This is a genomic window from Aquabacterium sp. (genome assembly GCF_036279675.1).
Lineage (GTDB): Bacteria > Pseudomonadota > Gammaproteobacteria > Burkholderiales > Burkholderiaceae_C > Aquabacterium.
Genome location: NZ_DASUIS010000098.1, coordinates 1 through 11932, shown reverse-complemented (window position 1 = coordinate 11932; position 11932 = coordinate 1). Strand labels below are relative to the sequence as shown.

The window sequence follows — 11932 nt, the reverse complement described above, 5'->3', positions numbered from 1 at the left end:
CAGGCGCGCTTCAATGGCATGGCCACTCAGCGTAATCTGATCCTGCTTGAGCGGCAGAGGCTGGCCAGCGGCCACGCGCAGTTGCCATTCCACCAGGTCGAGACCCGAGATCATTTCAGTGACGGGGTGCTCCACCTGCAGGCGGGTGTTCATTTCCAGGAAGTAGTAGTTCAGTTCCTGGTCGACGATGTACTCGATGGTGCCGGCGCCGCAGTAGTTGATGGCCTTGGCGGCCAGCACCGCATCGCGGCCCATGGCTTCGCGCATCGCGGGGCTCACCACGGGCGAGGGCGATTCTTCGATCACCTTCTGGCGGCGGCGTTGGGCCGTGCAGTCGCGCTCACCGATGTAGACGGCATTGCCGTGGCTGTCGGCAAAGACCTGGATCTCGATGTGACGACCGTTGAGCACCAGGCGCTCCAGCATCAGCGTGCCGTCACCAAAGGCGCTTTGCGCTTCACGGCGGGCGCTGACGATGGCCTGCGCCAACTCGTCGGCCTGGTGCACCAGGCGCATGCCGCGGCCACCGCCGCCGCTCACGGCCTTGACCAGCAGCGGGAAGCCCAGGCGCTTGCCTTCGGCCATCAGGGTTTCGTCGTTCTGGTCGGCACCCAGGTAGCCGGGCGCCGTGGGCACGCCGGCCTTGATCATTTCCTTCTTGGCGCCGGCCTTGTCACCCATCACGCGGATGGCTTCGGGCGAGGGGCCGATGAAGATCACGCCGGCGTCGGCACAAGCTTGTGCAAAGCCCGCGTTCTCCGACAGAAAGCCATAGCCGGGGTGGATGGCATTGGCGCCGGTCTTGCGGCAGGCGTCCAGCAAGGCCTCGACCTTGAGGTAGGACTCGGCAGCCGGCGCGGCACCGATGCAGACCGCTTCGTCAGCCAGGCTGACATGCGGCGCGTGTGCATCGGCTTCGCTGAACACGGCCACGGTGCGGTAGCCGAGCTTGCGTGCGGTGCGGATCACGCGGCATGCAATCTCGCCACGGTTGGCAATCAGGATTTTTTTGATCATGGTGATGTCAACTCAAGCGCTTCAGGAGGCCTGGGGGACCCAGCTGGGCTTCTTTTTCTGCATGAATGCACTCGTGCCTTCTTGCCCCTCGTCACTGAGTACGGCGCGGGCAAACAGTTCGGCCGCGTCATCGATCAGGTCGTCAGGGGTGCTCAGGCGCGCACGGGCCAGCAGGCCTTTGGTGGTGGCAATCGCTTGCGGGCCGCAGGCCATGATGCTGGCGATGGTGTTGTGCAGTGCGTCATTGAGTGCCTCCACGCTGCCATGCACCTCGTGCACCAGGCGGATGGTGAGCGCTTCCTGCGCATTGACCTTCGCGCCGGTAACCGACAGGCGCTTGGCCTCGGCATATCCGAGCCGCTCCACCAGGAAGGGCGCGATCTGCGCGGGGATGATGCCCAGCGAGGTCTCGGGCAGGCGGAAGCTCACGTTGTCCAGCGCCAGGGTGACGTCGGACACGCAAGCCAGCCCGAAGCCGCCACCCATCACGGTGCCTTCGAGCACGGTGACGACCGGCAATGAGGTGCGCGCGAAAGCCAGGCACAGGCGCCCGAACTGGGCGTTGACCTGTGCCACCGGGCTCGGGCCTTCGGCCTTGACACCGGTCTTGGCTTCTTCGGCTTGCTGCACGGCCAGCTTCATGCGGGCCTGGGCCATGTCGCTGATGTCGCCGCCGGCACAGAAGTGCCCGCCCGCACCGCGCAACACGATGACGCGCACGCCGGCGTCTTCTTCGGCCTGACGCAACGTGGTCAACAGTTCGTTGATCATGGCCAGGGACATGGCATTGCGCACTTCAGGCCGGTTGAGCGTGATGGTGCAGATGCCTTTGTCCTGCCGGACCTGGATGGTGGAGGTGGTCATCGTGAGGCGCCTGGGTTGGATTACTTGCGGGCCTTCTTGGGCAGGGTGCCTTCGAACTTGCAGATGATGCCCAGCATGATTTCATCGGCACCGCCACCGATGGAGACCAGACGGCCGTCACGGTAGGCTTGCGAGATGGGGTTGTCATACGTGAAGCCCATGCCGCCCCAGTACTGCAGGCAGCTGTCGGCCACCTCGCGGATCAGGCGGCCGCACTTGAGCTTGGCCATCGAGGCCATGCGGGTCACGTCCTTGCCTTGCACGTACTCTTCCACCGCGCGGTAGACCAGCGAGCGCAGCAGTTCGACTTCGGTGCGCAACTCGGCCAGACGGAAGTGGATGACCTGGTTGTTGATCAGCGGCTGGCCGAAGGTGTGACGCTCCTTGCAGTATTCGATGGTCAGGTCGATCAGCTTGTCCAGCATCTTCAGGGAGTTGGCGGCACCGTACAGGCGCTCTTCCTGGAACTGGATCATCTGCATCATGAAGCCGGCACCTTCCGTACCAACCAGATTGCGGCGGGGCACGCGCACGTTGTCAAAGAAGATCTGCGCCGTGTCCGACGAGTTCATGCCGATCTTCTTGATCTTCTGCGTGGTGATGCCCTTGGCATCCATCGGCACGATGATCATGGACTTGTTGCTGTGGACCGGGCCCTCGGAGGTGTTGGCCAGCAGGCAGCACCAGTCGGCTTGCGTGGCATTGGTGATCCACATCTTGGAGCCGTTGATGACGTAGTCATCGCCTTCAATGCGGGCCGATGTCTTCAGCGCGGCCACGTCGGAGCCACCACCGGTTTCAGACACGCCGATGCAACCCACCATGTCGCCGGCAATCGCGGGGGCCAGGTATTCGCGCTTGAGCTCGTCGGAGCCGAAGCGGTGCAGGGCCGGGGTGCACATGTCGGTCTGCACGCCGATGGCCATGGGCACGCCACCACAGGGGATGGCGCCCAGCTCTTCGGCCACCACCATGGAGTAGGAGAAGTCCAGACCCAGGCCACCATAGGCGGTGTCGTACTTCACGCCCAGCAGGCCCAGGTTGCCCATCTTCTTGAACACTTCATGGGCCGGGAAGATCTCGGCTTCTTCCCATTCCTTGACGTAGGGGTTGATTTCCTGCTCGCAGAAACGCTTGACGGTTTCGGCGATCTGACGGTGTTCGGCGGTGAATTGCATGGTGGTCTCCTCGGGGCTCTCGGTGTCGCCAGGCGTGGCGGCGACTGTCTGGGTGGTGTGGGGAAAGAACGAGCGGGTGGCTTACAGGCGGGCCACGCCGAAGGTGTTGGGACGCAGCTGGCGCTTGTCGGCCTCCATGGCCATGTCCAGGCACATGGCCAGCACACGGCGGGTGTCACGCGGGTCGATGATCCCGTCGTCCCACAGGCGGGCGGTGCCGAACAGCACATTGGATTCGGCATCCAGGCGCTTGCGGATCTCGGCGCTCATGCCTTCGAGCATCGCGTCGTTGACGGGCATGCCGGCGCGTTCCATCTTGCCGCGCGTGACGATCTCCATCACCTTGGCAGCTTGTGCGCCACCCATCACGGCGGTGCGGGCCGAAGGCCAGCTGAAGATGAAGCGTGGGTCGAAGCCGCGGCCGCACATGCCGTAGTTGCCGGCACCGAACGAACCGTTGAGCGTGATGGTGAACTTGGGCACGCGTGCGTTCGCCACGGCCTGGATCATCTTGGAGCCATGCTTGATGGCGCCGCCATGTTCGGCTGCTGCGCCCACCATGTAGCCGGTCGTGTTCTGCAGGAAGACCAGCGGTGTGCCGCTTTGATCGCACAGCTGGATGAACTGCGCGGCCTTGGTCGACCCTTGGGGCTGGATGGGGCCGTTGTTGCCCAGGATGCCCACCAGGTGACCGTTGATGCGCGCGTGGCCGCACAGGGTCTCGGGTGCGTAGTTGGCCTTGAATTCAAGGAAGTCCGAGCCGTCGATGATGCGGGCGATGACCTCGCGGGTGTCGAACGGTTCGCGGTCGTCGGCGGGCACGCACCCCAGCAGTTCTTCTTCGCTGTACAGCGGTGAGGCCACGGGCTTCTTGTTGGCCGCTTCCACCTCGTCCCATTGCAACTTGTCGATCAACTCGCGGCACATGGCGATCGCGTGCGCGTCGTTGTCGGACAGGTATTCGCCCAGGCCGGTGACGCTGGCGTGCATCTCGGCGCCGCCCAGGTCTTCGTCGGTGGCGTCTTCGCCGATGGCCGCCTTCACCAGCGGCGGGCCAGCCAGGTAGATGCTGGAGCGGCCTTTCACCAGGATCACGTAGTCAGACAGGCCAGGCAGGTAGGCGCCACCCGCGGTGGAAGAGCCATGCACCACGGCGATCTGCGGGATGCCCATGGCCGACAGGCGCGCCTGGTTGGCAAAGCTCTTGCCGCCATCCACAAAGATCTCGGCCTGGTACATGAGGTTGGCGCCGCCGGATTCGACCAGGCAGATCAGGGGCAGCTTGTTTTCGCGGGCGATGTCCTGGGCGCGCAGGCCTTTCTTGAGGCCCATCGGTGAAATCGTGCCGCCTTTGAGGGCGCTGTCGCTGGCGGTGACCAGGCAGCGCTTGCCTGCCACGTTGCCAATGCCGATGATGGTGCCGCCGCCCAGCACGCTCTTCTTGCCGTCGTCATCGTGCATGCCCAGACCGGCCAGGGTGCTGATTTCGAGGAAGGGCGAGTCGCGGTCGAGCAGGCGGGCCACGCGTTCACGCGGCAGCAACTGGCCGCGCTTTTCGAACTTGTCGCGCTTGGACTCGGAACCATCGCGCGCCAGCTTTTCAAGGGCGCGCACCTGTTCCAGGCGCTCGGTCATGCGCGCCACGGCGGCGCGGTAGGACTCGGATTTGGTGTTGAGGGCGGTGCGCAGGGCGGGCATCTTGGTTCGGATCCTTGAAAAGGCAGGCGCTGAAGGCCACTGTCTGCACTGTAATCCTGGTTGACGTTAACGTCAACTGGTTGATGCATGGGTGAATCCCCTATGACAAACGTCACCGTTCGGCGATAATGGGTACATCGGGCAGTCACATGTCATGTACTGCACCTTCTTCTACCTACGTTATCTGGTGTCCCCGTGGTTGCTCAACTGAAAGCCAAAACCGACGATCAATTGATGGATGAGTTCGGCGATGAGATCGGCTCGGTGCCGTCCTGGGCTTTTGAGGCCGACGAGGACGAGCACGCGGCGGATTCGCTGATGGGCATCGCCGAGGTGTGCGAGCGCTACAAGGTGTCGCCCCGTGCCCTGCGCTTCTATGAAACCAAGGGGCTGCTGGCACCGCGCCGCATCAACGGCACACGGGTCTACAGCAAGCTGGACCGGGCGCGCCTCAAGCGCATCCTGCGCGCCAAGTCGCTGGGCTCGCCGCTGTCGGAGATCAAGCACTACCTGGACATGTACGGCCAGCACGGCGAGGGCCGCATCCAGCAGCTCAACTACGTGATCGAAAAAACCGGCAAGGCCATCGCCGAGCTGGAGGCCAAGCGCGCCCAGATCGACGCCTCGCTGGCCGAGCTGCGCATGATCAACGAGCGCAGCCGCAAGACGCTGGAAGACAAGCGGAAGTCAGACAAACAGGCGTGACTTAGTTGGCGGTTTATGCGGGGCGGGGCTGGCTCAATGTTTGGCCCGAAGCTGCCGATAAGCTCGCATGGCTTCAGGTCCTCAACAAACATCTCAGGTTCCGGTGCAGGGTGCCCCGTCCAGCGAAGTGACGTGGCAAACACCGATGCGCGTGGTTTTGGCGGCTGCGCTGGTGTTGTGCATGGCGGTGTTTTTCATCCGCTGGTATGAGGCGCGTGCGCGAGCGGAAAGCGATGGTCAGGCCGCGCTGGCGCTCATCGAGCAGCAGCCGGCCAGCGTGAATGTTCAGGCGCCCGCCTCGCTGGCTGCGGCGATGAAGCCCAAAGAAGCGATCCTGTCGCTCAGCCATTGCATCGGCGCGCAGTGCACCACGATGTATGCGCAACCCATGGCCGCCCCGTGCGACTACGCAGCGGGCTTTCAGCCGCAATGCGTGACCGTGCGCTCCAAGGCAAACATTGGCTACACGCTGATGGTCCGCTACGACCTGCTGGCCGTGCTGATGGCGGCAGGCATGGACCTGGCCGTGAGCGGCGGTGTGTTTGGCATCGTGTTGCTGCTGTGGTACCTGCATGTGCAGAAGGCGCAGGCCAAAGGCAAGGCCGCCGTGGCGCAGCAGGTCAAGCTGGGTGCCGAGCGTGATCCCCTGACGGGCGTGCTCAACCGCGTGGCCTTTGAGGCCGCGCTCAAGCGCCACAACGAGTCGACCAAACAGGCCTCCAAGGGCACCGATGGCTGCCTGATGTATTTCGACCTGGACCGCTTCAAGCTCATCAATGACACGCACGGGCACATTGCCGGCGACGTGGTGCTCAAGACCGTCGCACAGCGCTTGAAGTACACCCTGGGCGACGTGATGATCGGACGCCTGGGTGGCGATGAATTCGCCGTGCTGCTGGTGGACATCGGCGCACGCGACAAGATCGAGCAACTGGGCAAGGTGCTGATCGAGCAGGTGTCCAAGCCCATCCAGATCGACAAGGTGTCCGACTATGTGGGTCTGAGCATTGGCGCCTACATGCTCAAGCGCGGCGAGTTGAGCGTGGGTGACATGCTGCACCGCGCCGACCTGGCCATGTACGAGGCCAAGCGCACCGGCCGTGGCCGCCTGGTGTTCTACGAAGAGTCCATGGAGAACGCGTCGCGCGGCCAGGCCGAGATTCAAAGCGACTTGAAGAAGGCGCTGGAGGAGCGCCAGTTGTTCATGGTCTACCAGCCCGAACTGGACGCCAATGAGTGCATCCGCGGCATGGAGGCCCTGGTGCGCTGGCGTCATCCCACCCGGGGCATGGTGCCGCCTGATGAATTCATCCCCGTGGCTGAAAAGAACGGCTTGATCGTGCCACTGGGCAAAATGATTCTGGATCTGGTGTGTGCCGACATCGTGGCCATGCGCAATGAGCACATTCACCTGCCTTATGTGAGCGTCAACGTGTCGCTGCGCGAGCTTTCATCACCCACCTTCGTGGACGATGTGATGGCGACCTTGAACAAGCGCGGTTTGACGCCCGCAGACATCGAGTTCGAGATCACGGAAAGCACCGCGATGGTGGGGCAGGCCGGCAAGGAGAGCGTCATCCTCAAGCGCCTGTCCGACCTGGGCTTCCGCCTCGCGATTGACGACTTTGGCTCCGGCTATTCCTCGATCGCGCGTTTGCTGGATCTCAAGGTGCAGAAGCTCAAGATCGACCGCGTGTTCGTCTGGGCGATCGGCAAGCCCGATTTCGATCCTTCGCTGCTGGAGTTGATGATCTCGCTGTCCAGGCGATTGGGCGTCAAGAGCGTGGCCGAAGGTGTCGAAACGCCCGAGCAGGCTGCCTGGCTGCGTGAGGCCGGTTGCATGATGATGCAGGGCTACCTGTATGCGCGCCCCATGAACCAGGCACAGCTCATCAACTGGATGAAGCTGCAGCAAGGTGACCGTGATTTCGACGGCGGCGTATGGGCCGCAACGCAGGCCACGGAAACCTCGGTGGTTTGACCGCAGTTCGCCTTTCAGGCGATCAACAAGAACGGCGCCTCTTCAGGCGCCGTTTCTTTTGCGAAGGCTTGCCGCGTTGGCGGCAGGCCAGACTGGTCAGCGGATGCCCACGAACATCTTCCAGCGCTTCTCGTTCTGTTTTTTGGCCTGGTACAGCGCCTGGTCGGCCTGGGCCAGCAACATGGGCACCGACTCGACCTGATCTGAATAGGCCGCCATGCCGATCGAGATGCCCACGCCGATCTCGTCGCCCGTGGACAAGGTGATGGGCGCAGAGACCGCCTTCACGATGCGCTTGGCCAGTACCTGAGCCGAGTCCTTGGCACCGTGGCGCATGACCACGCCGAACTCGTCGCCGCCAAAGCGTGACAGCACGTCACCCAGCCGGACTTGCTGGTTGAGCCGGCGCGCGACTTCGCACAGCACCTCTTCGCCCGCAGCGTGGCCGAAGCCATCGTTGACATCGCGAAAGCCGTCCAGGTCCATGCTCAACACGGTGAAGGGCTCACCGGTGCGCATGGCGTGTGCCATTTCCACCTCCAGAGCCTGACGGAACTGGGTGCGGTTGGCCAGGCCCGTGAGCGGGTCAGTCATGGCCAGGTGATGCAGTTGCACGAGGGATTGGCGCGAGGCCAGTTGATCGGAGGCCAGCAAGGCGAAGTCCTTGAGCGCCAGGCGATCAATCGCGGAAAAGCTGCGGGCCTGCGTGTCCCAGATGGCCAGGGTGCCCAGAACCAGCCCTTGTGCATTGCGCAAGGGGGCGCTGGCATAGAAGCGCCAGTGTGGGGGTTGTGCCACCAAGGGGTGCTGGGCAAAGCGGCTGTCGCGGCTCAGGTCGTCCACGACCAGCAGCTCTTCGCTTTGCGCCATGGCGTGGGCGCACAGGCTGCGATCGCGCGCCTGCTCGCTGTCCGTCATGCCGATGCTGGCCTTGAACCACAGCCGATCGGCGTCCATCAGGCCGAGGCTGACGGCCGGTACATGGAAGGTGCGTGCCGCCAGGCGTACGAGTGCATCGCTGACGGCAGAGGGGCCACTGTCGAGCACCTCACAGGCGTGCAGGGCAGACAAGCGTTGGGCCTCGTTGATGAGGGCGGGGGCGGCCAGTTGAGCTGGATCGCTGGGGGGTACTGCTGTGTGGGTCATGCTTCACCAGAATGCGTTTGCATCTTTATCGGCGCCATCGGTTCAAAAAGAAGGGTTCCCACCCTCAGATCAGGGACTTCACCGAGCGGGTTTCGGAGGTCCCCCATGTTCGAGGGCCCTGCCAGACGTGATCTGCATCACATCTGACAGGTGCGGAATCAAGGAGCAGGGATTGCCCTGCACACGGTGCCATCGCGCAGGGGCACCATGACTACACCTGATGTCCAGGTCAAGCAGCAAGGAGCCAGTCACATGAACCCATCTCAATGCACCCAGCCTGATCAACTCTTTGGCGCCTGCATGCACGCAGGTGGCTGGCCCAAGCTGGGTTGGTCCACGCAAGACGATGCTGAGGAAACGCTGACCTGCTACGACGAGCAGACACACTGAGGTCGATGATGCCGCTGTAGGCCGGTCACGTGCGTGAGCGGGCTGGCGGCACTTCGTTGCTGGAGTCGGTGATCACGGCTTGATCTCGCCCGCCATGTTTGGCGCGGTACAAGGCCTGATCGGCTTCGTGGATGAGCGAGGCCGCATCCTTGGTGGGATACGGAATCGTCGTGCTCAGGCCGATGCTGCAGGTGAGTTGCACGGTCTGGCCCTGGTGTTCAAGCCGAATGCCACGTACCTGCTCCAGCATGCGATCGGCCACGACGCGGGCGCCGGCCGAATCCGTCTCGGCCAGCAACACCACGAACTCTTCACCGCCATAGCGCGAGACGAAGTCGGTCGACCGCCCGCAACCGGAGCGCAAGGCCTTGGCCACTTCCTTGAGACAGGCATCGCCGAAGGGGTGGCCATGGGTGTCGTTGACGCGTTTGAAGTGGTCGATGTCCACCATCATCAGGGACACGGGGCCGCCATGGCGGCACTGACGCGCCCACTCGTAGGCGTACTGCCGGTCGAAGTACATGCGGTTGGGCGCCTGCGTGAGGCCATCGGTGAGGCTGGCCAGCTCCAGCTCGCGAGCCTGCTGGGCCGACAGGCGCTGTGCCAGTCGCGCATCCCAATAGTCCTTCTGCACGATGCCCGATGAACGCCGCAGGTACAGCGTGAGCACGACTTCCATGCCCATCATGATTTTCTGATCTGGCGTGTGCTGCAAGGCCTGCGCGATCACGACGGGAACGATCATGGCCAGCGGGTAGGGAAAGCGCAGCGCTGCATTGATGCCGAACAGCGTGTTGCCACCGGCGCAGAAGGCCACGGTCAGGGTCAGCATGATCCAGGCGATGCCTTCGGTCGGTGCCAGGTAGATGCAGATGCCGGTGAGCGTGCCCCAGTACGCCGCAATCGCCAGGGTCAGGAACTTGAAGCTCTGCTCGGCGGCGACGCGATGGGTGTGCAGCAGGCGAGCCAGGTTCTGATTGAGGTGGGCGCGCACCACCGCCATGAGCAGCAGGCCGGCGACATTGCCCCATGTCAGCAAAGGCCAGCGTTGTGCGGCACCGCTGAACAAGGCCACGATCATCCACATGGCGGGATAAATCCAGATGCCCAGTGCGGTGCGCTCGGCCGTGTCCAGCAGGCAGCGCACGGCCAGCTCGTCGTCCGAGGCCGGGCGCTGTGATTGCAGGGTAGGGCGCAGATCGGTACCCGCCTCCTGCGTGGCGCTGGCAGGCGGGATCATCGGCATGCCCGAGGACGAGGGCGGGATACTTTCCATGACTTCAGGGATATCGGCCCTGTCATTTCTGACTTGAGCGGCCAATCTGTCATGCCAGCGCCTACACTGGCCGCATGTCATTTGCCCACCTCGGTCTGTCGGCCGCCCTGGTCCGCATCGCGTCGGATCACGGTTTCGAATCCCCCACGCCTGTTCAGGAAGCCGCCATCCCCGCCATCCTGGAGGGCCACGACGTGCTGGGCCTGGCCCAGACGGGCTCGGGCAAGACGGCCGCCTTTGCGCTGCCCATCCTGCATCACCTGCTTCACGAGCGCCGTGGTGGCAGCCGGCATGTGCGCGTGCTGGTGCTGGTGCCCACACGCGAGCTGGCCATGCAGGTGGGCGAGGTGATGCGTGAACTCAGTCACGAGCTGCCGGGGCCCATCAAGGTGGTGACGGCATTCGGTGGCGTGTCGATCAACCCGCAGATGATGAGCTTGCGCGGTGGTGCCGACATCGTGGTGGCCACGCCCGGGCGCCTGCTGGATCTGGTGGACCACAACGCCCTGCGTCTGTCCGACGTGGGCGCCCTGGTGCTGGACGAAGCCGATCGTCTGCTGGACATGGGCTTTGCCGAAGAGCTGGCAGACATCCTGGAGATGCTGCCTGCGCAGCGCCAGAGCCTGTTCTTCTCGGCCACCTTCCCTGACGATGTGCAGGAGCTGGCCAATGCCCTGCTCAAGGAGCCCGTGTTCATCGAGATTCCCGATGAGCCCGAGCATGCGCCGGATATCACCCAGCGGTCCATCAAGGTGGACGCGGCCAAACGGGCCCAACTGCTGCGACACCTGATCAAGCAGGAAGGCTGGTCGCGTGCGCTGGTGTTTGCGGCCACCAAATACGGCACCGAGCTGGTGGCGCACAAGCTGCATCGTGCCGGCATCAAGGCCGCCGCCTTCCATGGTGACTTGAGCCAGGGCGCACGCCGCGAGGTGCTGGAGGCCTTCAAGGCCGGTGAGCTGCAAGTGGTGGTGGCCACCGATGTGGCGGCACGTGGCATCCACATTGCGGATCTGCCTGTGGTCGTCAACTTCGACCTGCCTCGCTCCTCCGCTGACTACGTGCACCGCATTGGTCGAACGGGCCGGGCGGGCGCCAGTGGGCTGGCCGTGAGCTTCGTCACGCCAGACATGGAAAACCATTTCCGCCTGATTGAAAAGCGCCAGGGCCAGCGCGTGGCGCGCGAACTGATTGAAGGCTTCGAACCCGGTGATCAACCTGCTGGTGCCGACGGTACGGTGCCGGACGACGACGGCGAGGCCCAGGCGCCCAAAGGCCTGGATCCCAACGGCGGCATCAAGGGGCGGCGCAAGAGCAAGAAGGACAAGCTGCGCGAGGCCGCTGCCAAAGCCGGCACGCCATGATGCGCGCGGTGGCTTACTTCCAGTAATCCATGAAGCCGCGCTTGAAGTGCAGGTAGGACCAGCCCATGGCCTTGTTCAAGGCCTGCACCTTGGGTTCGATGGCGTCCGCATCCTGCTTGAACAGCACCCACAGCTTGGCGTGCTCGTTGTAGACCGAGCAGGTGTAGCCCCATTGGTCCATCAGCAGTTGCATGCTGCGGTTGGTGTGGAAGGCGCAGTGCACGGGCAGCAGGTACATCCAGTTGGGATCCTGCGGCACGTTCTCGGGCACCAGGGTGTGGATGGCGAAAGCGCCTGATGGCGCGACGCAGGA

10 protein-coding genes and 1 pseudogene are annotated in these 11932 nt (G+C 63.7%); 4 read left to right on the top strand and 7 right to left on the bottom strand.

The annotated features are described in order from the left end of the window. The 4 genes from VFW93_RS12100 to VFW93_RS12085 all read right to left on the bottom strand — a co-directional run. A partial coding sequence (locus tag VFW93_RS12100; protein WP_329694245.1) for an acetyl-CoA carboxylase biotin carboxylase subunit occupies nucleotides 1-1017 on the bottom strand: 1017 nt, incomplete at its 3' end. Nucleotides 1018-1038: 21 nt separating this feature from the next. Further along, nucleotides 1039-1881 carry an enoyl-CoA hydratase/isomerase family protein gene (locus tag VFW93_RS12095; protein ID WP_329694244.1) on the bottom strand — a complete coding sequence of 281 codons (843 nt, stop codon included), beginning with the start codon at nucleotides 1879-1881 and terminating at the stop codon, nucleotides 1039-1041. A gap of 20 nt (nucleotides 1882-1901) precedes the next feature. Next, a complete protein-coding gene (locus VFW93_RS12090; protein WP_329694243.1) occupies nucleotides 1902-3059 on the bottom strand; it encodes an acyl-CoA dehydrogenase family protein in 1158 nt (385 codons plus the stop codon). A gap of 81 nt (nucleotides 3060-3140) precedes the next feature. Further along, nucleotides 3141-4757 (bottom strand): acyl-CoA carboxylase subunit beta, encoded by a 1617-nt coding sequence (locus VFW93_RS12085; RefSeq protein WP_329694242.1) that lies wholly within the window; start codon nucleotides 4755-4757, stop codon nucleotides 3141-3143. Between the two features lie 195 nt (nucleotides 4758-4952). On the opposite strand from VFW93_RS12085, the gene VFW93_RS12080 reads away from it, so the two are divergent. Together VFW93_RS12080 and VFW93_RS12075 are read left to right on the top strand one after the other, a co-directional pair. After that, entirely contained in the window at nucleotides 4953-5462 is a 510-nt protein-coding gene (locus VFW93_RS12080) for a MerR family DNA-binding transcriptional regulator (protein WP_329694241.1), read from the top strand. Nucleotides 5463-5607: 145 nt separating this feature from the next. Beyond that, a complete protein-coding gene (locus tag VFW93_RS12075) occupies nucleotides 5608-7443 on the top strand; it encodes a bifunctional diguanylate cyclase/phosphodiesterase (RefSeq protein WP_329694240.1) in 1836 nt (611 codons plus the stop codon). A gap of 96 nt (nucleotides 7444-7539) precedes the next feature. Here VFW93_RS12075 and VFW93_RS12070 read toward each other — a convergent pair whose 3' ends face one another. Next, nucleotides 7540-8589: a sensor domain-containing diguanylate cyclase gene (locus VFW93_RS12070; RefSeq protein ID WP_329694239.1), complete on the bottom strand. Its 1050-nt coding sequence runs from the start codon at nucleotides 8587-8589 to the stop codon at nucleotides 7540-7542. A gap of 252 nt (nucleotides 8590-8841) precedes the next feature. Here VFW93_RS12070 and VFW93_RS12065 point away from each other — a divergent pair, with 252 nt between their 5' ends. Then, nucleotides 8842-8979, top strand: a complete 138-nt coding sequence (locus tag VFW93_RS12065; protein WP_329694238.1) for a hypothetical protein — start codon at nucleotides 8842-8844, stop codon at nucleotides 8977-8979. Between the two features lie 25 nt (nucleotides 8980-9004). On the opposite strand, the gene VFW93_RS12060 is transcribed toward VFW93_RS12065, so the two are convergent. After that, entirely contained in the window at nucleotides 9005-10255 is a 1251-nt protein-coding gene (locus VFW93_RS12060) for a GGDEF domain-containing protein (protein WP_329694237.1), read from the bottom strand. Between the two features lie 74 nt (nucleotides 10256-10329). Between VFW93_RS12060 and VFW93_RS12055 the strand changes: the two genes are divergently transcribed. Next, nucleotides 10330-11619 (top strand): DEAD/DEAH box helicase, encoded by a 1290-nt coding sequence (locus VFW93_RS12055; RefSeq protein ID WP_329694236.1) that lies wholly within the window; start codon nucleotides 10330-10332, stop codon nucleotides 11617-11619. 13 nt (nucleotides 11620-11632) lie between these two features. On the opposite strand, the pseudogene VFW93_RS12050 reads toward VFW93_RS12055, so the two are convergent. Continuing rightward, nucleotides 11633-11932: pseudogene (locus VFW93_RS12050) on the bottom strand (hypothetical protein); the annotation flags it as partial.

Coding starts and splice junctions, on each gene's coding strand:
- VFW93_RS12055 (WP_329694236.1), top strand. CDS start 10,330: ATGTCATTTGCCCACCTCGGTCTGTCGGCCGCCCTGGTCCGCATCGCG.
- VFW93_RS12075 (WP_329694240.1), top strand. CDS start 5,608: ATGCGCGTGGTTTTGGCGGCTGCGCTGGTGTTGTGCATGGCGGTGTTT.
- VFW93_RS12060 (WP_329694237.1), bottom strand. CDS start 10,255: ATGGAAAGTATCCCGCCCTCGTCCTCGGGCATGCCGATGATCCCGCCT.
- VFW93_RS12090 (WP_329694243.1), bottom strand. CDS start 3,059: ATGCAATTCACCGCCGAACACCGTCAGATCGCCGAAACCGTCAAGCGT.
- VFW93_RS12085 (WP_329694242.1), bottom strand. CDS start 4,757: ATGCCCGCCCTGCGCACCGCCCTCAACACCAAATCCGAGTCCTACCGC.
- VFW93_RS12095 (WP_329694244.1), bottom strand. CDS start 1,881: ATGACCACCTCCACCATCCAGGTCCGGCAGGACAAAGGCATCTGCACC.
- VFW93_RS12065 (WP_329694238.1), top strand. CDS start 8,842: ATGAACCCATCTCAATGCACCCAGCCTGATCAACTCTTTGGCGCCTGC.
- VFW93_RS12070 (WP_329694239.1), bottom strand. CDS start 8,589: ATGACCCACACAGCAGTACCCCCCAGCGATCCAGCTCAACTGGCCGCC.